This is a genomic window from Paenibacillus sp. UNC217MF (assembly GCF_000686865.1).
Taxonomy (GTDB): domain Bacteria; phylum Bacillota; class Bacilli; order Paenibacillales; family Paenibacillaceae; genus Paenibacillus_B; species Paenibacillus_B suaedae.
This window is the reverse complement of sequence record NZ_JMLT01000003.1, coordinates 506,522-529,428: the sequence shown is the minus strand read 5'-3', so window position 1 is coordinate 529,428 and position 22,907 is coordinate 506,522. Positions and strand designations below refer to the sequence as shown.

The window sequence follows — 22,907 nt, the reverse complement described above, 5'->3', positions numbered from 1 at the left end:
CCTCAGTTTTGGTAATCATCTGTCCGATGCTTTATCGTCGATATGAATTTGCTGCAGTTTGGGATTCCAGGTCACGTGAAGACCAAGTCCTTTTTCTAACAACTGATAAGGTATGGAGGTAGTACCAGTTGCACCAACTAACGGTTTCTCACGATCAATGAACCCACCGTCATAAACAATGCGATCTTGTTCATATCCGAAGGACAACGTTCGGCTCTTATACGTTATGGAGTAAGGCATTGCAACACCGTATTCCGCATTGAACTGCAGCTTCGTACCGAGTGCCGCCGCGACTGTCGCTGCGGGGAGAAGCACGGTATTGGTTTGAATGAAAGAAGGATACCTGGAGTTGATGAGCTTGCCATTGACGTAAATGTCTGCCGTACGTTCTACAGGAACAGGGCTATAGACCATATTGTCTTTAAATTTCTTCGTTGTCCCGATCGAAGAAAACATATTTCCACCCCAGCCCCATACGTTCCCATCTTCCGCTATAGCTTGACTGTGGAATGCTCCTGCGGCTATCGCCGTAACTTTAGGCAAACCGTTTACTTTTCCCTGCTTTCCAGTCGGTGTTCGTCCTCCATTGCTGTACACTTCACCGGAAGTCGTTAATAATAGTTCGTAATCGTCATAAGCGCGAATGGACTTTATTGTCAGCTTGGGCTGAACGGCGACAGGCTTCCCTTGTTCCTTCACTCTCCAGACCTTTCCCTTCTTGTTGAGAGCAAGCAGGGAATGACCGGAAGAGATCATGCGAATATCAGAAAGTCCTTGGATTTTTGTTGGTTTTGCTGCATCTGACCAACTCCACACCGTACCATCTTTTTTTACTGCATACATTTTATTTGTGGAGGATTCAATTTGGATGACTTCGGATAGGCCTTTCACTTGCACGGGCTTCACAGGAGCTGTCTCTGTTCCTTTTGCACGCGGCCAGTACCACACCGTCCCGTCATTGAGAACTGCTGCACCCCTATTGGATGTTGCGGTTGTGGAAACGGCATGCTTTATTCCTTGAATCTGATGTGGCAGAATGGAATGCTGGCGGCCGTCTTTAGAGTCTCCTGAGGCACCCCATGTCCATACGGTTCCATCGGCTTTTGTGGCCAAGTGATAACCTTCTCCGCTTGTTGAGATATGACGGATGTCTGTCAGTTCAAATAGTCGAATCGGATAGGAGTCGTATATGGTCACTGTTTCTTGGATGCCCATTTCCCCATTGAGATTGCGTCCCCAAGCCCATACAGAGCCGTCACTGCGCAGCGCGATGGAATAATAATATCCTCCCTCGACTTGTATGAATTTTGGCAGCGATTCTTTTGTGGAATTGGCTGCTGAGGCAGCACTAGCAGTCGATGATAACGATGCGGTGAAGAGAATCATAAATGTGAGAACGACAGACAGCAATCGAAAGGTATGTATGTGTCGTGATGAGGTCGTGTGAGTAAGAGAGTCGCGTGTAATGGATGGTTGCATACGTTTTCTCCTTCCTAGTAAGAGGGATTTAGTAATATAGTAGATCAATATATTAACGATCCAAATTCGTATAAAGTTGCCAATTTGTTATTGTTAACATGGAATTTTTTCTCCGTCAGTTTTATTTTCATAAACTTAACTCGTCTCTTCTTCATTTTCCCTGTTCTTTAAGCTCTGATGGATAGCACTCATAATAGTCCCGGAACAGCTTTGCAAAATGGCGTGCACTGTAATAACCGACGGCTTCGGCAACCTCCTGCACTTTAAGATGAGGCTCCTTGAGCAGCAGATCCTTCGCTTTCAACATTCTTGTTTCCGTTACATATTTCAGAAATGGTGTGCCATGCTTCTTATGGAATAAGCTGCTTAAATAATTCGGCGTCACATGGAACATATCCGCGATTTGCTTCATTCCAATGTTATGCATATAGTGCTCGTCAACAAAAGCAACGACTTGCTGCACGATATCTTTGTTCATGCTTTCATGACGTGGAGGCTGGATTATCATCTGATCCCCGAGACTTTTCAATTGCACAAACCAGCATTCTTGATCTTCTATCTTGTCTATCGATATTCCAATCGAATAGGATATGGATTCTTGAATCCGATGAACAAGGGCTAGATCTGCCAAGTGTGTTCCACACAATCTGCGAAGTTCTTTTTCCATGCACACGATGGCTTTAGAATAACCGTGATAGTCTTGCTGACGGAATGATCGGCATACCCTCTCCCCGAGATGACTTATAGAGAGCCATTCATGCTGCTGATCCAATTCGAGTAGGGCGTGAAGTGCCAACGTGTGCTCCATCGGGAACAGCATGCGAAGGGGAGCGATTCGCTGAAGTTCTTCCACCTTCTGTGCTACTTCTTGGAGGCTCACGCATTCTTCGATCTGAACGGTAGTAATGATAGGAGTGGGATCGGAAGTAGGCTCATGTTGTAACATTTGCTGCATAGCATCCTCCATCTCCTTTTGAAACTCCGCCGCATGTTGCTGGTGTGCAACTGGCCATGACCATACGATTGCAGGATTTCCGTCAGTGAAAGGTAATGCGACGGCATGGAGACTGGTGGTTAGAGATTGATTACGGATCAGCAATTGCAATTGCTCATGGAACTGCTGCTGCCGCAAAAGCGTCTCTTGCTCTGAGAGACAGCCGTCGAAATAGAACACGTTGACTTTGTATCGCCGTGCCCCAAGCTGACATAGGTTTGCTTGATTGCCGCTGCTGCCATGCATACAAGAAAGAATGGCATGTTCAAGCTGGCGATTGAGATCCAAGATATGTGCATCATGGATTTCCTGCGCACGGATTAGGCTATCCTGAAGCTCATCGAGACTGAATGGCTTCAATAAATAATTGCATGCGCCAAGACGCAGCGCTTCCTTCGCATATTGGAATTCCGAATGGCCGCTTACAATAATCCACTTCGTATGAGGGGAGTTATCCCGACTCTGCGCGATGACCTCCAGACCATTCAACTTCGGCATCCGAATATCGACGAACACAAGGTCTGGCTGCCGCTCTGCCACATACCGAAGGGCTTCTTCTCCGTTACGGGCTTCTCCGATGACGTGGACAGGCAAGTTCAATTCAGCCAGCATACTTCGCAAACTGGCTCTTACCAAGGCCTCGTCGTCTGCCACTAAAATCCTCATGATAAGCTGTCCTCCTTCGAAATCTGAATCGTTACGCAAGTACCGATATGAGGCTCGCTTACAATGCTCAGTTGTGCGTTCGGGTAGACGAGCTTCAATCGCGAATTTACATTGGCAAGACCAACATGTGCTTGAGATTGCATCGCCTTCGCATCGAATCCAACACCGTCGTCACGCACTTCGATACAGATAAGCGGGTCGTTGTCTTGCTGCTTGATGGAAGCGGACACGTGAATGGTGTGATCTTGATCATCGGGTTCAATGCCATGGATGACGGCGTTCTCCAATAGAGGCTGGATGAGCAGTTTTGGAATACGGCACTCAGCAGCTTCATCATCATAGTGAATATGAATCGTCAGCCTGTCTTGGAAGCGAAGCTGCTGCAGCAGCGCATATTTGGTTAGAAACTTGAATTCGTGTTCGACCGTTGTCCATTGATTATCCTCTAGAATGTAGCGCAGCATGCCGCTCAGTGAAAGAATGGCCGTTTCCAGACTCTTCGTATCGCCGATGCGGTTCAACCCGATGAATCCAGACAGCACGTTGTATAGAAAATGGGGCTGAATTTGCGATTGCAAGGCTCGATATTCTGCATGCTGCTGTGCCAGAACCGCTTTATACTCGCGATTAATGAGCTCATCGAGCTGGATGACCATTTTATTTAACGAATGCCCAAGGTAAGACAGCTCGTCTGATCCTGCCCCTTCATAACGTGCCTGCAAATTTCCATTGCGCACTTTTATCATCACTTCTTTCATCTGCGTGATCGGTTTAACGATCCATTGCGATGAGTAGCGGAATACGAAAAAAGTGACAATGAGGCCGCCAATCGAAATGAGTGCTGCCGTAATGTAAATCCAATGCACCTTCTGCTTAAGCTCGTCATTGGATAAGAATACGGTGATTTCCCAATTTGCTGGCTTGATAGTCTGGGTTACGGTCACGAATCCGGTGTTCCGTACGTCTTCATTCCCTCGAGTCTGAAGTTGTTTGAGCATTTCCTCGGTCAGCGGCTTGCCTGAATAGATTACATTTCCCATGTCATCCGTAATTGCGACGACAGAACTAACGTTAAATGGAATGTCCTTCGTGATCTGATCGAGTACATTCGTATCTGCATCGGCAGATATGACCGCGAGCGGCTGGCCGGATTCTGGATTTTTAATTAATCGGGATACGGAGAATACCTGAATGTTGGACGGGTTCGTTAAGTAGGTCTGCGAATGAGAACTGATGAATGCAGCTTTCCCATCTCTTTTCACTGCTTTTTGATACCATAATTCGTACTGGAACGGAAAGTCGGGAACGAGGTCAATGCTGCTGTTCTTGGTTGTGAGGTAGGCTTTCCCGTTCATCGTAATGATGAGCGTGCTGAGAATATCTTTGCGGGTATTGATTAAGTAATTGGGCAATGTGCCTGTTAAGGCGCGATCCGTCTGAAGCTTCGTGTATGCGCTTGCATGTTCATATACATTGTCGGCAATAATTTTCAGCGCCTGTATGACATTGTCATTCAGATAAGGGGAAGCCGTCAGCCGTTCCAAATCATCCAGATAGGTCTCGATATTGCCGGCCATAGCGCGCAGAGTTCCTGCCGTCAGCTTCTCCGTCTCTCTGATGAGCACGTGCTGGGCGTAGATGGGAAGAACAAATGCCAATATGACAAATGGAGTGACAATGGTCAGGCCATATACGAGCGTCAGCTTGGATCGTAGTGACTTGAATGCAGCCATAATCGCCAGCCTCCTTCACTTAAGTTAAAGGATAGGTACTCCTTGCAGGTTCGTCAATACGAAAATCGACAGTGTAGAAATGAGCGGAGTAATTGTAGGTTTATAGCATATGAAAGCGCAATCATAAATGGTATCTTCTATACAGAAAACGGAATCAACGACCATATCGTCGGCAAGGGGGATACAGATGAAACGGGACAATTGGTTCAAGATGCTCACACTGCTTGTTATCGCAGCATGTCTGCTTGCGGCATGCGGAACAGCAAGTACGGGCGGGGATGCAGCTGGAGGGAAGGCATCAAGCAGCGCCCCCGGTCAGAGTGCAGGAAGCAAGGGAGGAACCGGGGTCAATCTTACGGTTATGACGAACGTGGTTGGCGAGCCAGCGAAGGTGCTCCAGGAGATCGCCAATCAATTTATGAAAGACAATCCAGACATTAAAGTGGATTTCAGTGCTCCAGGAGCGGAGTATGAGAACATTATGAAAATGAAAATGGCATCCAATGAACTGCCAGATGTATTCGCGACTCACGGATGGGCCAAGGTACGTTACGGAGCGTACTTAGCTGACCTGAAGGACGAAGAATGGGCAAGCAAGCTTAACGCCTCCATCAAACCTGCTGTAACCGACGATCAGGGGAAAGTGTTCGTGCTCCCTATGGATCAAGATAAAGGCGGGCCTGTGTACAATTCATCAGTGCTGGAGAAGTATGGCATACAGGTTCCGATGACATGGGATGAATTGATGAAGGCCGCGGAAGAAATCAAGACGAAGAGTAATGGAGAAGTCGTGCCAATTCATATCGGAGGCGCGGATTCATGGCCGATCGGACAATTTTTCGATTTCTATGCGACGTCCGTCTTTATAAGCCCTGAGAAGAATGATGGAGCACAACTGCTCGACGGAACCTTTGATTGGAACCGATTCGACGCACTGCCGCAAATGTTCCTATCCTTGCAAGAGAAAGGATATTTGAACAAGGATGTGTTGACTGCGAAATATAGCGATTCCGCTAAAGCCTTCGCAGAAGGAAAAGCTGCATTCGGGATATATGGTCCGTTCCTTATCGAAGAAGCAAAGAAGTTGAATCCTGATCTGAAAGCAGGCTTGATGCCGATTCATTCGGTAGCAGCTGGCGATGCGCCAACGCTTGTAGGTGGAGAGAAGACGACATGGGGCGTGTGGAAGGATTCCCCGAACAGCGAGGCGGCTCGTAAATTCGTGGCCTATTACGCCAAGCCGGAGAATATAGCCTTGGTCGCCGCTGCAAATGTACTCCCTCCTGGACTTGATGGAGTAGCCACCAACGCGGGCAGCTTGACTGCTGACTTTGAGAAGTTCAAAGATTTGCGCGTGTTCCCGTACTTTGACAGAGTGTATTTGCCGAACGGGATGTGGGACGTCATGTGCAAGAACGGCCAGGATCTGCTGGCTGGCGGCATTACGCCTCGAGAATTCTCGGAAAATATGAAAAAGGAATATGAAAGATTACGTGCTGCTAAATAACAGATAGGCAATTCATCGACCCGCGGCTGCATCTGTCTTGCTGCGGGTCTATTTTCACATCTAGGGGGATGCATATGGCTAGAAGTCCGTCGAAGATGGAAGCCACGCATGAAGGACGAGTGCAGCTGCGTTCGGGCTTCATGGTCAGATGGGTTCATTCTGCTGGAATACTCAATCTGATGTACGTCCCGGCGCTAGTGCTGTTTGCCGTGTTCATTTTCTATCCTCTAATCCAGGGAGTTAAAATCTCCTTCACCAATTGGGACGGCTATTCGCAGCAATACGCATGGGTAGGCTTCGACAAATATCGGCTAATGCTGTCGGACAAGAAGATTGTCCAGACGATTCTGAACACGTTTATTTACGGCTTCGGAAGCACGGTATTTCAAAATGTGATGGGTCTTGCTTACGCCTTGTTTCTGGATCAGAAGCTAAGAGGGAAAGGGATCGTCCGAATGATCGTGTACCTTCCCGTAATCATCAGCCCATTAATAATGGGTTATATCAGCTACTTCTTCTTTCAGTACGACGGCGGGGCGCTGAACGATGCAATCCGTTTATTTGGCGGAGAGGCCGTGGATTGGCTGTCGAACGGCTCACGTGCGGTATGGATGATTGTCCTGGTTAACACGTATCAGTATATGGGCATTGCGATGATTATTTTTTTGGCAGGCTTACAGTCTGTTTCGAAAGAGTATCACGAAGCGGCCAATATCGATGGCGCTGGCTGGTGGAGCCGATTCATGCGGATTACGCTTCCGCTGCTTATGCCGGCAATTACGATCAATATTGTGCTTAATCTCATTGGGGGCTTGAAGCTGTTTGACGTCATAGTAGCGATGACGAACGGCGGACCAGGCTATGCGACGCAGTCTTTGTCCACGATGATGTACAATCTGTATTTCGCCCGTCAGGATGCGGGATACGCGGCAGCGCTCGGGAATCTGATGTTCATCATCATCGCGGTCATCAGTATTTCATCACTTGTACTGCTTCGTCGGAAGGAAGTGGATGTGTGAAGATTGCTAAATATATTGCGCTAGTACTCATCGTGCTGATTCACAGCATCCCTTTTTACATTTTAGTCAATCTGTCCTTCAAACCAATAGAAGATACAAGCAGCAAATGGATGCCTTTGCAGCAGCTCCAAGTGGATAATTTCATTCATGCATGGCAGGATGCTCAGCTAGGAAGAGCTGTTATGAACAATGGGATTATCACGGTTACTGCGGTTATTCTCGTCGTGTTCATCGGTGCGTGTGCTTCGTATCCGCTTGCTCGCCATCAGACCAAGTGGAATCAATTCGTGTACACGCTGTGCATCTCATGCTTAATTGTCCCAGCATTGACGATTCTCGTACCTTTGTACAAATTCATCGTAGACGTAGGCGGAATCAATACATACTGGGCGATTATTCTGACACAAGTCACTTTTGCGCTGCCGATGACGATATTTTTGTTTACCGGGTTTATCAGTACGGTTCCGCGAGAGATGGACGAGGCGGGGCTGATCGACGGCTGCAGCCGGTACGGAATTTTTCTGCGAATTATTTTCCCTTTGCTGAAGCCAATCACGGCTACAGTGGTCATTTTGATCGGTGTGCAGGTGTGGAATGACTATCAATTCTCCGTATTCTTCTTGCAGAAGAAAGAGATGATGACGATTCCGGTTGCCCTGTCGGGCTTCGTCTCGCAGTTCCATAGCAATATTAGTTGGGTCGCTGCGGGCTGCTTTATTGGGATGCTGCCGCTCACGGTCGTGTATTTGTTTCTGCAAAAATATTTCGTGAAAGGGATGGTAGACGGGGCGATTAAAGGGTAGCAGCAACAGCAAGGAAAAGTGGTATGGTCAAGGTAAACAAGTTACAAAGAAACCAAGATCAAGGCAACAAGGACGGGGCTACAACAACTAGGAATGCGAAGGGGGTTAATCATGTTCAGGAAGAAATCGAGTGCAAGGATCACTTCATTAGCGCTTGTTCTTGCTATGGTGTTCGGCTTATTCACTAGCGGCGGTACGATTCAAGCCCAAGGGGCAGCCGATAATGACAATCCACTTGTATCGGTTAAGCTGTCCGCCGACGATATGGCAGTGCCTTTGGACGGTGTGACGCAGCTGCAGGTGACGGGTTGGTTGAAGGATGGCAGTGAGATTGACTTGCGGCATGATGCAAAGACGACAATTGCATATAGCGCTCCTATCGACATGTTTACCATTGGGGATGATGGACTAGCAAGGGCAGGGACACAGGATGTTGGTGAAGTCCAGATCGGCGTGGAAGTAGTTAGAGACGGTATTCGCTTGACAGATACATTGAAGCTGACGATCAAGCCTGAGCCTGCGCGGCCATTTTTGCGAGATTACACTGGCACTTTAACGATGAAGCTATATTTGGGAGACAACGGGAAAATAGAATTAACGCTGGATGAAGCGCTGGAAGCGATCAAGAAGGTGGATCACATGACGCGCGGCATGCCGAAAATCATCTATTTGGTTGGCTGGCAGCATGATGGCCACGATTCGAAATATCCAGATTGGAATGTCGTCAATCCGAAGCTGAAGCGACCAGGTGATGCTACGGCGCTGGACAGCCTGAAATGGTTCATGGATGAGGCGGAGAAGTACAATACGACGATCAGCTTCCACATCAATATGACGGACGCCTATCAAGATAGCCCGCAATGGGAGGAATTCGTCAATAAGGATCTCATTCGCAAGGAAGAGAACGGTGAGCTTATAAAGGGAGGCCATTGGGTAAGTGGCCAGAGTTATAAAATTAATCTAACACGTGCTTGGGGAGCAGGAGTATTCCAACGCAATATCGATGACTTGCTTGTCAAGATCCCTCAGCTGCTTCGAGGGAAGACGATCCATATCGATGCATTCGTAACGAGTCCAACGGAATGGGTGCCTTCCGTCGGATATGCGGATCCGTATCATAAGACAACGTATCGTCAGGAGAGCGACACGCAGAAAAAGATTATGCGATACTGGCGTGATAAAGGAATGGACGTTACGAGCGAGTATTTCCATGGCTACCGCGGTGATCCGTTATTCGGTCTGCAGCCGATGGCGTGGTGGGCGGATTGGCGTTCGTTCGACAGTCAGATGAAGCTGCCAGCAGCGCTTGCTGTCGGTGGAAAGGGTGGCAATGAGTTGTTCGGCACGAGCATGCATGGCGAAGACATTGTCAAAAAAGACAAGGTGAGGCTGACGGGATTTTTGCAGGAATTCAGTACGACAACATTGCTCTGGCAGTATCTCAATCAGTACGAACGCCTAAGTTACGATGGCGCAACGGACACTGTGCAATTTTCAGATGGAGTGACGAGCTCTAAGCAGAACGGCAAACGCGTCGTGAAGCACGGTGATGTAACGATTGCAGATGGTACAGAGATGTTCGTACCTGCCTTATGGCGTAAGGATAAGCTGGAGATTATCGCATTCAGCCAGGATGGCTACAAGGATAGAAGCTGGAAGCTGCCTGCTGGATGGGCGGGCGTGCAGGCGGTTGACGTATTCGAGATCGGCTTGGGACTGCCGAGATCGATTGAGCGAGGACTGCCGACTGCTGGGGACACCGTCACTTTATCGATAGCTGCGGGGTCAGCGGTTTCCATTACGCCAGCGAATCAGGAACCATTGGATCCGATACAGACAATCGCTGCGGGATTGAAGTCAGTTCCAGCGCCTGCGAAGAATGCGACTCGTTTAACGCTGCCACCAGTGCCGGAGGGCTATGAGATCGAGCTGCTTGAATCCAAGCGTCCGGATATCATTGACCACACGGGGCTCATATCGCCAACGAGCCAAGAGGAAGAAGTTCTTCTTATTTTCCAAGTAAAGCGGAGGGTTGACGGTGTGAGTACCCATACGACTGCAATCCCTGTTATCGTGCCGCCAGGAAGCGTTGTGAATATCAACGATGTGTATGATGCGAAGAATGCCGTATTGACAGGAAATGCGGTACTGCGAAGCAATGGCGCGTTTATGACCGGGAGTGTGGTTGGATTTGTCGGCGGGCCTGTTGGAAACTACAACACCGTTACCTTTCAACAAGTCACCGTGCCTGGGGATGGCATCTATGAATTGCAGATCGAGTATGCAACCGCCGTGCCTCGTTCGGTGTTCGTGCGGGCGAATGAGGAGCAAGGGATCGAAGTGCCACTGACGGGGACGGATTGGAATAAAGCACAGCTCAAAACCATTCAGATTATGCTGAAGAAAGGCTCGAACTCCATTACCTTATATAATCCGACGGAATATGCCCCTGATATGGGATCGATTATTGTGAAGTCCATCACTCCAAATTCGATTGCAGACTGGATTACTTCTATTCAACCACCTGGGAAAAACGACAAGTACGTAACGCTTCCTTCTGTACCGCAGGGCTTCACAGTCTCGATCAAATCGTCGGACAACGAGACGGTTATTCGGCCGGATGGTACGATTGTTCGTCCAGCTGCGGATCAGATCGTTCATCTTATTTTGCAAGTGACACGAAATTATGATGGCGTAACGGCCGAGACTGCAGCAATCCCTGTCGTTATAGCTGGAGAGCCTCACATTATCAGTGTTGCTCCGGTAGTTGTGAATACGGAAGTCGGGAAGCTTCCAGTGCTGCCGACAGTCGTGACAGCGACGTATTCGGATTTAACGGTAGCGGAGATATCTGTCAAATGGAATCCAATTGAGGCTGAACAGTATGCGAAGGTTGGAACATTTACGGTGACGGGATCAGTTGCAGGTACGGATCTTCAAGCGATCGCGACGGTTCATGTCAAGGAGTCACCTGCACAGACACCATATATTACGAGTCTATCACCAGTATTCGTAGAGACAGTAGTCGGAACACCGCCAGCGATGCCTTCTGTCGTAACGGCGACGTATTCAGACTTATCGATAGCGCAGGTGTCAGTTGTGTGGGATTAGATTGATGCTAGTCTTTACAGCAAGGTTGGCAGCAATACGGTGAAGGGAGCTGTTGAAGGGACGCTATTAAAGGCAGAGGCCACGGTTACGGTGAAGGTGGATCAGGGGTCAGACAAAGTAAATGGAAATGGAAAGGGCTCAGGAAGCGGAAACAGTTCCAACAGTAATTCCTCATCACCGCCATCAGTGATAGAACCGGAGAAGCCTAAGCCTGACAAGGAGCACGGAGAGATACAACTTATGGAGCTGCCATATGAACCGACAACTGAACAACTGCAGCATCCACACTATTTAACTGTCGTCCGGGTGAATGGAGATGGGAGCACCACACCGGTTGTATTCAGCTACTATGATCCTTCAGTACTTAAAGTGAAGTTCCTTGGTTACGACGACGAGGACTACAAAGTTGTATACAAGTTAGCAAAGTTCACGGATTTGCAGAAGCAGGCTTGGGCGAAAGAGGCTATTGAAGCACTTGCCTCACGCGGTGTGCTGGATGGCGTATCGTCCTATCGATTTGCGCCAGAACAAGAGATAACACGTGCTGAGCTCGTTGTCATGCTCGTTCGTATGCTCGGCCTTACTGCGGAAGCGGATTCGAATTTTGCTGACGTTGATCCATCCGCATCCTACTACCATGACATCGCGATAGCCAAAAAAGCTGGGCTTATTCAGGGGGTTACGGATAAAGAGTTTCAGCCTGAGGCAAAAGTGACGCGGGAGCAGTGGATGACCATCATCGAGCGTGCGCTGCTGCAAATGAAGGTCATTAATGGGTCGGAAAATGAAGATGCATTGAATACATTTACGGATCGTGAGCAAATTGCAGATTATTCGCGGCGGAGTGCAGCAGCACTTGTGAAGCTGAAATTGATCGAAGGATCCAATCAGCAGCTTTTGCCGAAAAAAACAACGAGTCGTGCCGAAGCCGCGTTAGTTTTGTATCGCATGATTCCGATGGTATTGCAGAAGTAAGTACAGAAGATGATCATGACAACAGCCTTCTCCTCTTAATAGGGAAGGCTGTTCATGCTTTACATGGTAGCTGAACTGATAGTTTCTGATCTATATGTTGCTTTTTGGTAAAATGGATGTCGATTAAATGATTGAATTGATTTGATGTTTGAATGATTATATGCCTGAATGTGAATGCTCCTCGATCTTGTTGTTGGTAAGTTGGCTATTATCTTGCTTCTCCATACGATCAAAAAGGCTGCATCCCAAGCGTGTTGAGCTTCTCGCCTGTAACATCCACACCCATTTTACTTGTAATGTCCAAATAATGACCTGTGCGGCGCTTGATGGCGCCGTTCGATTCATCCAGATTAGCTTCCAGTCCATTCAGTACCATGATGCTAACCCCGAATCCTGCAGAACCTAATCCTTTTTCTTTTTCCTCCGTAGCGGGCTTCCATCTGCCAATCATAACATCATGGGCGGAAGGTTTCGGGGCTTGCGGCGTCATCCAGAATAAGATAGCGGTTGCAAAACCAAGCTTGCCGTCGGCCGCAATCCATTCCGGATTTCGAAGCAGCACATGTTTATCTCCGTATATAATGGCACTCATTAACCCGTAATTGAAATTCCAGCTCAGCATGATTGGCCCACGGCCATAGTATCTCTTGCCTGGAACACCCGGATATTCCTTGCTGCTGGCAGGGTCCACGAACTCCGATTTATTCTGCCCCGTTCTGCCAGCGATGTTCTCATTCCAATAGAGCCCCCAGCGCAGCATACCTCCCGGAGCGGTGTCCCAACCTCCGCCAGTCTCATGAGACAGATTGGCAAGCAGCGCCGCGAGATCGCGTTTGCGATCCTTCTCCAATCCTTCATTCAAGAAGGCGCCGTAATCGACGATTTGCGTGATGATGCGCTTAGTCTTGTTTTCTGGTGTATTGAAGTCATCGGAGCGTACAATGAGCGTTTCGGTTTTGCCCTTTTTCTCTAAACGATAAATTTCTTGAGCAGAATAGTTGCCTTCCCGATACGAAACTTTGTATTTCACATTGGCTACAAGGCTGACGGCATTGATGAGATTTTGATAGGAGTAATAGTCGGTCTGATTGGGATTATAGTCTTTCTTATCTTTGTTGAAGGCATGCCATTCTTTCGAACCAAGGCGCATTGGGAATAACGCTTCGTATTCCTTCTCAGGGAGTGCGGATCGGACGGCCTCAACCGCCTTGTCTGCGGTATAGTCAGGATCGATTCCATCCCACTGGGATTCAATCTGTTGTCTGGTCAGAATGCGGCTGTCGCCAACGGACAAGCTGTCATCAAGCAGGTATACAATATCAGCTTTGCCTGAAATGGAAGTAACGTCAGCAGCCGAGGCAGAGGCAGTTGTGCCGAGTGAGGTGAGAAGCAGCGTGGAGCAGAGCGTCAGCAGCAGTGTGCACCGAATCCATTTCTTTGAAAGCGGATACGAAACGTTGGACATCAATACATCCCCTTTATAATCGAATACGTGCAAGTTTTATTGATACATATTTATATCGCTTTCATTTTGGAATATGACAAGTAAAAGAGACGAAATTGGAAGACCGACCTCAACAAGCAGCGAAAAAATATAGTTGAAGGTATGATGATACTTACATATAGTAATTCCGACTATTCTGGTGTATAATTACGGAAATAAAATTTTCGGTAATTCGGCAGTACATAGAACGACCAGGAAGGGTTGGACATCATGATCTCATTATCGAATATTTGGGTGACGTTTGACACGGGCCCTCAATCGGTTACTGCTGTACAGGATGTTAGTCTGCACGTAAACGCAAGTGACGTGTACGGCATTGTTGGATACAGCGGAGCGGGGAAGAGTACCTTGGTGCGTGTCATTAACCTGCTGCAGCGGCCTGCATCAGGGAGTGTAGAGGTGAACGGTCAGGACTTGCTGGCTCTGAGCCCCAAGGAACTGCGGGCAGCTAGGAGGAAGATCGGAATGATCTTTCAGCACTTCAACCTGATGAATTCCAGAACGATCTATGACAATGTAGATTATCCCTTAAAGAGCTCCAAGCTTTCGAAGCGTGAACGCTCGCAAAAGGTTAAGGATTTGCTCGAATTAGTAGGCTTGTCAGATAAATTGGACGCGTATCCCTCTCAATTGTCAGGGGGACAGAAGCAGAGGGTGGCGATTGCCAGAGCGCTGGCGAATGATCCGGAAATCCTATTATGCGATGAAGCGACGAGCGCCTTAGACCCTAAAACCACACTATCCATATTGGAATTATTGAAGAAATTGAACCAAACTTTAGGGTTAACGATCGTGCTCATTACGCATGAAATGCAAGTGGTCAAAGAAATTTGCAATAAGGTTGCCGTAATGGAAGACGGTCGGATTATTGAGCAGGGAGATATCGTGTCAATCTTTAGCCGTCCGCAAAATGCGTTAACTCAGGATTTTATTAACACGGCTACTCATATTGAACAAACGTTGGAGAAGCTCTCCCAGCATCCGTCATTGGTACAGCTGAAAGGCAACGATATTTTGTGCAAGATATCCTACATTGGCGATAGCACAAGCGAGCCGATTATCTCCGCGCTTACCGCTCGCTACAGGGTGACGACCAATATCTTATATGCGAATGTGGAGATATTGCAGCAAACGCCTATCGGCAATTTGATTGTGGTCATGTCGGGATCAACTAGCGATCTAGAAGCGGCGCTCGAATATTTACAGTCGATTCAAGTTGCGGTGGAAATGATTGATTCCCGTCTTGTGCAGAACGTTAAGGTAGGTGAAACGGTATGAGTGAGTTTTTGATGAATAACTTTCCAAACATTTGGAACTTAAGAGAAGAGATTCTGATCAGCATCTATGAAACGATTTACATGGTGTTCGTAACCTCCTTATTCTCGGTACTTTTCGGCCTTTTGCTAGGTGTAGCCTTGATTGTAGTTGATAAGGGCGGGATTTTAGAAAACAAGCTCGTTTACAGTGTCTTGGACAAAGTCATTAATCTATTTCGCTCTATTCCGTTTATTATTCTTATCGCGGTTGTCGTTCCGCTTACCCGCCTTATTGCGGGGACATCGATCGGCATGCAAGCAGCAATTGTGCCGTTAGTTATCGGGATCGTTCCTTTTTATGCGAGACAAATTCAAAATGCGCTGGTAGAGGTAGATCCTGGGATCGTGGAAGCAGCTCAGTCAATGGGATCAGGGCCGATTGAGATCGTGTTCCGTGTCTATTTGAAGGAAGGTTTGAATGCGATTATCCGGGCTTCCTCCGTGACGGTTATTAACTTGATCGGGCTGACGACGATGGCGGGTGCGATTGGCTCGGGTGGTTTGGGCAGTCTGGCAATTAGCAAGGGGTATAATCGGTTCCAAAATGATATCACCATAGTTGCTACCATTTTGATCTTAATTCTGGTGTTTGTGTGCCAATTCATTGGCGACTATTTTACGAAGAAGACGATGCATTAGCAACGGATTAGTGAACTTGATTTATGCAGTATGCTCCTTAGGTGCGTACTGGATTAAATAGAATACAAACTACAGACAAAGGACTGAAGAACAATGGCAAAAGTAGAAAGCTTCCAACTGGATCACACAATCGTAAAGGCTCCTTATGTAAGAGCAGCAGGAGTTGAACATGATGAGAAAGGCAGCACCGTGCAAAAATACGATCTGCGCTTTTTGCAGCCAAATAAAGACGCAATTCCAACGGCAGCGCTTCATACGCTTGAGCATCTGCTCGCTACATATATGAGAGACGAGATTAAAGGGATTATCGATATTTCTCCGATGGGATGCAGAACGGGATACTATCTGATTCTGTGGAACGAGCACAGTCCGGAAGAGATTGCTTCCGCTTTGGAGAGAACGCTGAAGCGTGTATTGGAGACAACAGAGGTTCCGGCTGTATCGGCTCTGGAATGCGGCAACTACAAGGATCATTCTCTCTTCTCTGCGCAAGAATATGCGAAGATTGTGCTGGAAGCGGGAATTAGCAGAGATCCGTTTGAAAGAGTGCTGTAATCGCGATGATTACGCTCAATCTATCGCATCAGACAGCGATTGTCACAGGCGGGAAGTCAGGCATAGGGCAGGGGATCGTGCAAATCTTGCTGCAAAGCGGAGCTACGGTCATCTCTGCTGATCTGGCGTACGAAGCTGATTATCGAGAGGCTGATGGTCAGCTTATCGAGACGAAATTGGACTTGTCCAAGTCCAAGGATATTGATCGCTGGTCCAAATTGGTTGTAGAGAATGCAGGGGTTCCCGATATCGTCGTGAACTGTGCGGGGACATCCACAATGGATTATGTGATTGACAGCAAGCTGGAGGATTGGGAGAAGGTGTTCTCCATTAATGCTACGGGGCTGTACCTAGTCTCCAAAATATTTGCCAAAGCAATGGTCGATGCCGGGAAGCCGGGCAGAATCATTCAAATTGCTTCCCAAGCAGGAAAGAACGGCTACCGGGCTATGGGTGGGTATTGCGCATCCAAGCATGCTGTTCTTGGCTTGACGAAGGTGATGGCGATCGAGCTGGCGCGGCATAACATTCTCGTGAATGCGGTATGTCCGGGAATTGTAGAAACACCGATGAAGCATCGGGAGCGGATTGAAGGTGGAGTCATCCGCGGCATGACCGCAGAGGAAATCTATGCGGAGGATTGTTCCCAGATTCCGCTCGGAAGAACCGCTGAAGTTCAGGATGTGGCCAATGTCGTGCTGTTCCTGGCAAGTCCGTTGTCTTCGTATATGACCGGCCAGGCGATTAATGTAACAGGCGGGATGACGATGCATTAAGCAAGAAAGCTCTTATCTTTATTTTACATATAGGGGGGAGTAAATCGAATGACTAAAAAGAGAGTATGGGGCGGATTAGCGGTTGGGTTGGCTTTGACACTGGTGCTGGCCGGCTGCGGAGGCAAATCATCAGGCGATGCTGGGAAAATCGTGATCGGTTCTCAGGGATCGGACGCTCAGATTTGGAAGCATATCGCGCAATCTCAGGCGGCGAAGGACGCCAAGCTCAATATCGAAGTCAAGGAGATCAATGGCGGAGTAGAGCTGAATAACGCAACCAAAGACGGGGAAGTAGACGTCAACGCATTTCAATCTTGGGCGTACTTGGTCAGCTACAATAAAGACAGCAAAGCTGATCTTGCAGCAGTAGCGACAACCTATCTAGAGCCGATGGGAATCTATTCGCAGAAGATCAAGGATATTAAGGACGTTCCAGATGGTGCTCTTGTTGCTCTGGCGGATAACCCAGCCAACACGGCAAGAGGATTAAGCTTGCTGCAGGCAGCAGGGCTCATCAAGTTGAAGGATGGGTTCGACATTGGAACGGGTTCGGAAAGTGATGTTGTAGAAAATCCGAAGCATCTGAAATTCAAGCTAATTGACGATACGACAGGTCCGCGGGTCATTCAAGATGTGGATTTGGTATTGATCGGGAATACGGTTGCGATGGAAGGCGGATTGAACGTATTGAAGGATTCGTTGTTCCATGAGGAGATCTCTGTGGATACCAAGCATAATATCAACGTGCTCGTGACGACCTCTGATAAGCAGAACGAGCCAGGCATTTTGAAATTAGGTGAATTATACCACAACGAAGATACGCAAAAATATATTGAGAAAGAGTTCGGAGGCACAAAAGTGCCTGTAGAAAAACCGATCTCCTATCTGAAAGAATAGTGAGGCTGGCTTCATGCGGATTGCGATTATAACAGCGATGGAAGAAGAAATGGCTCCTTTTCGAAGCCAGTCACAAATTATAGCAAGAATACAGGTAGGCAAAGTCATTATCGAAGAAGCGATGTACCAAGGTCAATCCTTGATTCTAGTGGAGAGCGGGATTGGCAAGGTCAATGCAGCAGTGGCGGCTACCCTTGTAATTGAGCGTTATAAGCCGGATGTCATCATCAATTCCGGGTCGTCAGGTGCATTTGGCGCTGGATTGGACGTAGGCGACGTCATAATTGCTACCCAGTTCGTGTATGGTGACGTCGATGCCACCTGTTTTGGGTATGAACTCGGCCAGGTTCCGCAAATGCCGGCCAAGTACGAGGCGGATGCGGAGTGGCTGAAAGTGGCGCGGCAAACTGCGGCATCAGCAGAGCTTCCATACACTCTTGATTTTGGATTAGTGCTGACATTGGATTCATTCATGAGCAAGGCTGAGCGTGTAGAGGGGATTAAATCCACTTTCCCTCTCGTGAAGGTATCTGATATGGAAGTGCTGGCGATTGTACAGTCAGCAGCGCAATACGGAATTCCGGTATTATCTGTCAAGGCTGTATCCGACATTGCCGGACATGGCGATGATACGGCGAACAGCTTCGATGATAATCTGGATGTCGCCGCTGATCATGCCGCACACTTCACTGATTTGCTAGTTCAGCGCCTTCGATCCATTGGGGTTGCGAGCTGAGCACGGAATAAAGATAAGATAGACCCGCTAACGGTACGTACGAATGTACGCATTGTTGGCGGGTTTTTCTTTATACTCTTCTTTGTTTTTATGTTTTGTCTATGGCTCATAGCTTATGTGAAATAATTGATCATTCATAGTTTACATTGGTTGTTTTGTATAGCAGTGTATTTATATGGGTAATATCGGAGGGGGCTTTTGGTGTCGCCCAATCCGGTAGAGTATTGGCTTAACCTTGTTCATGATGAGATTCGTTCTACAGCAGCCATCACAACTTACTTCTCTTCAAAATAATAGCGGATGTTGTGTTCTAATAATAACGGAAAATAAGCTGAATTAAACGAACGATATTACCAGATTATTAATTATACAATCGTATAGGATATACAGTAGTTACCAGATTACCACGAGTGTAATTCCGATAATCGATACTTGTATCATAGTTTCTTTCCTCCCTGTGTATTTTCTGACTTTTCACTTCATGCTTCATCTCTCTTGTAATTCGTTTACATTTGAATCCACTATTTTATTAAATGAAAGCACATCGTTTTACAAAATTATTGCCCGTGAAAATCTTTGTTTTCTTATGGAAGCGAAAACTAGGTTGGTTTGCAGCACCGACTTGCCTTACTTGATCTCAAATGATGTGCTTGCAGGTAACGTCTTTATGAAAATTCCGAAATCGCTTACAAATAGCTTTATACCGGATTTCGCAAAAGGGGGGATCAAAACCGAGCATTCACCCGGGAAAGGGAAAATCGTAGTAAAGAAGAAAGGGGGCTAGCTCTGTACTTATACTGACTGTTGCATTTGGCAATCCGGACGAGAAAAAAAGAAAGGATGATAGGTGTAATGAACAATCCTTGGTTACGAAAGTCGTTAGTAAAGCTTTTGTTTCTGTTTACACTGGTCATTGGTTTGTTAGGGTTCAATTATTCGCAAGCCTTTGCGCTAGACAATGGGCTTGCGCAAACGCCTCCGATGGGCTGGAATGGTTGGAACGCCTTTCATTGTGACGTGAATGCCGTTCTCGTGAAGGAAACGGCTAAAAAGATGGTTGATTCCGGGATGAAAGAAGCGGGCTATCAATACGTTAACCTCGATGATTGTTGGATGCTTAGTGAGCGCGATGAAAACGGCAATTTGGTTCCCGATCCGGCAAAGTTTCCAGACGGGATTAAGGAAGTCGCCGATTATGTTCACTCTCTCGGTCTGAAAATGGGCATTTATGCAAGCGCAGGTAACAGGACTTGTGCGTGGTATCCGGGGAGTCTCAATTATGAAGAGAAAGATGCCCAACGTTTTGCCGAATGGGGAATCGACTATGTAAAGTATGATAATTGTGGTGATCCTCTGGGTCAACCGCTGCAGGAACGCTATGTGAAGATGCGCGATGCGCTTGCAGCTACAGGACGGGACATTGTTTTCAGTATGAGCGTTGGAGGAAACGAAAATCCGTGGGAATGGGGCAAGCAAGTAGGTAACCTGTGGCGGGTTACTGGTGATATCAGTGATTCGTATGAAAGAATGTTAGTCCATATCCTTCGGAATATGGAACTGTATCCGTATGCCGGTCCGGGTTATTGGAATGATCCCGATATGTTGGAAATCGGCAACGGGGGCAAGAATCTAGAAGAATATCGAACCGAATTTGGTCTTTGGTCCATAATGGCTGCGCCATTGCTCTCGGGCACCGATTTACTGAATGCCCCCCAAGAAATTTTAGATATCTACGCCAATGGTGAAGTGACTGCGGTGAATCAGGATCCAATCGGATTGCAGGGACGTCCCATCAAGCAGCAAAACGACGGTACTTATGTATTGTTGAAACCGATGGCTAATGGGGACAAAGCCGTATTGTTTTTCAACGCGAACGGTGCTCCTACAAATATGGAGATAAGTTTGAGCCAATTGGGCATATCCCCGTCTGTAGACAATCAAACCTACACGGTTCGAGATCTTTGGGCACATGAAACAACAACGACCACTGACAAAATCAGTGCTTCTGTCCCGGCTCGCGGGATTATGATGTATCGCATCAGTCCTGAAACGAGCAATGTGATTTCAACGGACGGGTTTGAGCGTGTTGTCAATAATGACGGCAAGGAAGTTTGGGTGAAATGTTTATCTAATGGAAGCAAAATGATTACATTGGTCAACCGGACTACTGCAGCGACAACAATCACTGCTGAACCGGAAAAATTAGGTTTCAAACATGCTCCGGTTTACTTGGCTGAAGACTATTGGACTGGTCAAAAAATGAGTTATGCCAGCAAAATTGTCTCCGACGTTGCACCATTTTCAGCGGTTACCTACCGTGTTGCAACGGGAACACCGAACCAGGCGCTTTCCGCTGTTGGTATATCGTTTGACGGACCTTCTATTATTGCCCCAGGTGAGACCAAAACGATCACAACCACGATAACCAATTATGGAAGAGTCGCTGTCCATGACCTGAATCTCAATCTGCATGTACCGGCAGGATGGGAAGCAATCCCCAGTTCGGCCACCACAGTTAATAACATGCCACCGCAAGGCAATAACAGTTCCGTTACGGTGAGTTGGGCGGTGACGGCTCCTCAAGACGCTGTGGTTGGCTGGAACCACCTTTCAGCGGATGCCGTGTTCAATTCTGGTGGCGGAAATCAGGGGCATGTACGCTCAGGATTTTCCGTGCAAGTTCCATCCTCTCCTCCGACGGACGATGCGTTTATTAGCGACATGCAGTTTTTCGGCAATGTTACAAACGGTTGGGGTCCGGTTGAAAAGGATACAAGTGTTGGCGGGAGTGGTCAAGGAGACGGCAATATGATTACGCTGAACGGTAAAGGGTATGAAAAAGGGTTAGGCGTCCATGCTTACTCTAAAGTTTCCTATTATATTGGCAAACACTTTGCAAGGTTTATCTCTGATATTGGCCTAGACAGTGAAACTCAAGGGAGCTCTGTCATCTTTCGAGTATGGGGAGACGGGCAAAAGCTCTATGATAGTGGTGTAATAAAAGATAATGCGGAGCCCCAGCATATCAATATTGATGTTTCTACTGTCGATGTTCTTACGTTGGAAGTAATAGACGGTGCTGTCGGCAATAGTGCAACACATGCTGATTGGGCGGGAGCTAAGTTGTTGAAAGAGGTATTGGTAGATGACATCAAGATCAACGGGGAATCCTTCTCAAGTTTTGATCAGGTAACCAAAGATTACTACATGACATATTTGGAAGGCACGATAACGGATGTGCCTACGGTGGAAGTCATTCCGGCCAATAGCGATGTTCAGGTAAATATTTCACCAGCTGATCAACTTCCGGGTACCACCGTGATTACGGTAACCTCGGCAGATGGATCAGTGACGAAAACGTATAAGATTCATTTTAAAATCACTCCACAATTGTATGTAAGCGACCTCCCGTGGATTTATGCGACGACTGGCTGGGGAACGATTCATCGAGATGCTAGTGTCGGAGGGAACCCGATTAAATTATTAACTGATTCGGGCATTGTCACCTATGATAAAGGAATTGGAACGCATGCGAATTCAGAAATCATTTACGACATTGCCGGAAAAGGGTATGATCGCTTTCAAAGCTACGTAGGCCTTGATCACGAATCACACAATAACGATAGCGGATCCATAGTTTTTCAAGTATGGGCCGATGGTGAAAAATTGTTTGACAGCGGGACGATGAGACGAGACACTCCAGCCAAATTTGTTGATGTTGATATTAGTGGGAAGAAACAAGTAAAGTTAATCGTTACCGATGCTGGCGATGGAATTGGCAATGATCACGGAGATTGGGCGGACGCCCAATTTATTGCTGACAACAACACTGCTCCCGAAATTCATACAAAGATAAACGATGAGGATCTTCAAACAGAAGTGACTGTGCCTGAGTCAAATCAATGAGTTCACGTGGAATGATATAGGTTCTTATAGGCCGTGTCCAGTTCGGACTTGGCCTTTTTTAAAATATCAGTTTTCGTATTTTTACAGACAGTAGTTCTCGTATGGCGTATGAAAAAAATTTCGGTAGTGTATCAAATTATGTTGCTTGTTCTCCTGCAAGTCCCCCTCTATCATGAACGCATGCGGAAGCAATTTTCAGCCATATTCCAATGTATAGGGCCATGATCGCGCTCAAAATGATCAACAGGCGAAACACTCTTTCTATTTTGAAAGCGCTAACTAAATACTATT

General features: G+C 47.2%; 16 protein-coding genes. 12 read left to right on the top strand and 4 right to left on the bottom strand.

Annotation, left to right across the window (positions count from 1 at the left end; all coding sequences use genetic code 11):
* Positions 1–15 precede the first annotated feature (15 nt).
* The 3 genes from BP95_RS0102525 to BP95_RS0102515 form a co-directional block, all read right to left on the bottom strand.
* Positions 16–1,479 (bottom strand): stalk domain-containing protein, encoded by a 1,464-nt coding sequence (locus tag BP95_RS0102525; protein ID WP_028531322.1) that lies wholly within the window; start codon positions 1,477–1,479, stop codon positions 16–18.
* Positions 1,480–1,630: 151 nt separating this feature from the next.
* On the bottom strand, positions 1,631–3,139 hold the full coding sequence (locus BP95_RS0102520; RefSeq protein WP_028531321.1) for a response regulator: 1,509 nt from the start codon (positions 3,137–3,139) through the stop codon (positions 1,631–1,633).
* On the bottom strand, positions 3,136–4,872 hold the full coding sequence (locus BP95_RS0102515; protein ID WP_021256880.1) for a cache domain-containing sensor histidine kinase: 1,737 nt from the start codon (positions 4,870–4,872) through the stop codon (positions 3,136–3,138). Before BP95_RS0102515 ends, BP95_RS0102520 begins: the two co-directional genes overlap by 4 nt.
* Before the next feature lie 187 nt (positions 4,873–5,059).
* Here BP95_RS0102515 and BP95_RS0102510 point away from each other — a divergent pair, with 187 nt between their 5' ends.
* The 5 genes from BP95_RS0102510 to BP95_RS0102490 all read left to right on the top strand — a co-directional run bounded on the left by BP95_RS0102510 (position 5,060) and on the right by BP95_RS0102490 (position 12,287).
* On the top strand, positions 5,060–6,379 hold the full coding sequence (locus tag BP95_RS0102510) for an ABC transporter substrate-binding protein (RefSeq protein WP_028531319.1): 1,320 nt from the start codon (positions 5,060–5,062) through the stop codon (positions 6,377–6,379).
* Positions 6,380–6,519: 140 nt separating this feature from the next.
* Positions 6,520–7,398, top strand: coding sequence for a carbohydrate ABC transporter permease (locus tag BP95_RS0102505; protein ID WP_081677106.1), 879 nt, complete (start codon positions 6,520–6,522; stop codon positions 7,396–7,398).
* Positions 7,395–8,201 (top strand): carbohydrate ABC transporter permease, encoded by an 807-nt coding sequence (locus BP95_RS0102500; RefSeq protein ID WP_021256877.1) that lies wholly within the window; start codon positions 7,395–7,397, stop codon positions 8,199–8,201. The genes BP95_RS0102505 and BP95_RS0102500 overlap by 4 nt, the downstream gene beginning before the upstream one ends.
* A gap of 111 nt (positions 8,202–8,312) precedes the next feature.
* Positions 8,313–11,312, top strand: coding sequence for an Ig-like domain-containing protein (locus BP95_RS31720; RefSeq protein WP_028531317.1), 3,000 nt, complete (start codon positions 8,313–8,315; stop codon positions 11,310–11,312).
* 39 nt (positions 11,313–11,351) lie between these two features.
* The gene (locus tag BP95_RS0102490; RefSeq protein ID WP_028531316.1) at positions 11,352–12,287 is read left to right on the top strand and encodes an S-layer homology domain-containing protein; all 936 of its coding nucleotides are present in this window, start codon (positions 11,352–11,354) and stop codon (positions 12,285–12,287) included.
* Between the two features lie 229 nt (positions 12,288–12,516).
* Here BP95_RS0102490 and BP95_RS0102485 read toward each other — a convergent pair whose 3' ends face one another.
* A complete protein-coding gene (locus tag BP95_RS0102485; RefSeq protein ID WP_028531315.1) occupies positions 12,517–13,752 on the bottom strand; it encodes a chitinase in 1,236 nt (411 codons plus the stop codon).
* A gap of 249 nt (positions 13,753–14,001) precedes the next feature.
* Between BP95_RS0102485 and BP95_RS0102480 the strand changes: the two genes are divergently transcribed.
* The 7 genes from BP95_RS0102480 to BP95_RS31715 all read left to right on the top strand — a co-directional run bounded on the left by BP95_RS0102480 (position 14,002) and on the right by BP95_RS31715 (position 22,616).
* Entirely contained in the window at positions 14,002–15,069 is a 1,068-nt protein-coding gene (locus BP95_RS0102480) for a methionine ABC transporter ATP-binding protein (protein WP_028531314.1), read from the top strand.
* Positions 15,066–15,746, top strand: coding sequence for a methionine ABC transporter permease (locus BP95_RS0102475; RefSeq protein WP_021256873.1), 681 nt, complete (start codon positions 15,066–15,068; stop codon positions 15,744–15,746). The genes BP95_RS0102480 and BP95_RS0102475 overlap by 4 nt, the downstream gene beginning before the upstream one ends.
* 93 nt (positions 15,747–15,839) lie before the next feature.
* Positions 15,840–16,301 carry an S-ribosylhomocysteine lyase gene (locus BP95_RS0102470; protein ID WP_021256872.1) on the top strand — a complete coding sequence of 154 codons (462 nt, stop codon included), beginning with the start codon at positions 15,840–15,842 and terminating at the stop codon, positions 16,299–16,301.
* 5 nt (positions 16,302–16,306) lie between these two features.
* Positions 16,307–17,077 (top strand): SDR family NAD(P)-dependent oxidoreductase, encoded by a 771-nt coding sequence (locus BP95_RS0102465; protein WP_021256871.1) that lies wholly within the window; start codon positions 16,307–16,309, stop codon positions 17,075–17,077.
* A 48-nt stretch (positions 17,078–17,125) separates the two neighbouring features.
* Positions 17,126–17,974: a MetQ/NlpA family ABC transporter substrate-binding protein gene (locus BP95_RS0102460; RefSeq protein WP_021256870.1), complete on the top strand. Its 849-nt coding sequence runs from the start codon at positions 17,126–17,128 to the stop codon at positions 17,972–17,974.
* A gap of 13 nt (positions 17,975–17,987) precedes the next feature.
* The gene (mtnN, locus tag BP95_RS0102455; RefSeq protein ID WP_028531313.1) at positions 17,988–18,710 is read left to right on the top strand and encodes a 5'-methylthioadenosine/S-adenosylhomocysteine nucleosidase; all 723 of its coding nucleotides are present in this window, start codon (positions 17,988–17,990) and stop codon (positions 18,708–18,710) included.
* Positions 18,711–19,562: 852 nt separating this feature from the next.
* Entirely contained in the window at positions 19,563–22,616 is a 3,054-nt protein-coding gene (locus tag BP95_RS31715) for an NPCBM/NEW2 domain-containing protein (RefSeq protein WP_051613968.1), read from the top strand.
* Positions 22,617–22,907 lie beyond the last annotated feature (291 nt).

Coding starts and splice junctions, on each gene's coding strand:
- BP95_RS0102525 (WP_028531322.1), bottom strand. CDS start 1,479: ATGCAACCATCCATTACACGCGACTCTCTTACTCACACGACCTCATCA.
- BP95_RS0102520 (WP_028531321.1), bottom strand. CDS start 3,139: ATGAGGATTTTAGTGGCAGACGACGAGGCCTTGGTAAGAGCCAGTTTG.
- BP95_RS0102515 (WP_021256880.1), bottom strand. CDS start 4,872: ATGGCTGCATTCAAGTCACTACGATCCAAGCTGACGCTCGTATATGGC.
- BP95_RS0102510 (WP_028531319.1), top strand. CDS start 5,060: ATGAAACGGGACAATTGGTTCAAGATGCTCACACTGCTTGTTATCGCA.
- BP95_RS0102505 (WP_081677106.1), top strand. CDS start 6,520: ATGGTCAGATGGGTTCATTCTGCTGGAATACTCAATCTGATGTACGTC.
- BP95_RS31720 (WP_028531317.1), top strand. CDS start 8,313: ATGTTCAGGAAGAAATCGAGTGCAAGGATCACTTCATTAGCGCTTGTT.
- BP95_RS0102485 (WP_028531315.1), bottom strand. CDS start 13,752: ATGTCCAACGTTTCGTATCCGCTTTCAAAGAAATGGATTCGGTGCACA.
- BP95_RS0102480 (WP_028531314.1), top strand. CDS start 14,002: ATGATCTCATTATCGAATATTTGGGTGACGTTTGACACGGGCCCTCAA.
- BP95_RS0102475 (WP_021256873.1), top strand. CDS start 15,066: ATGAGTGAGTTTTTGATGAATAACTTTCCAAACATTTGGAACTTAAGA.
- BP95_RS0102470 (WP_021256872.1), top strand. CDS start 15,840: ATGGCAAAAGTAGAAAGCTTCCAACTGGATCACACAATCGTAAAGGCT.
- BP95_RS0102465 (WP_021256871.1), top strand. CDS start 16,307: ATGATTACGCTCAATCTATCGCATCAGACAGCGATTGTCACAGGCGGG.
- BP95_RS0102460 (WP_021256870.1), top strand. CDS start 17,126: ATGACTAAAAAGAGAGTATGGGGCGGATTAGCGGTTGGGTTGGCTTTG.
- mtnN (WP_028531313.1), top strand. CDS start 17,988: ATGCGGATTGCGATTATAACAGCGATGGAAGAAGAAATGGCTCCTTTT.
- BP95_RS31715 (WP_051613968.1), top strand. CDS start 19,563: ATGAACAATCCTTGGTTACGAAAGTCGTTAGTAAAGCTTTTGTTTCTG.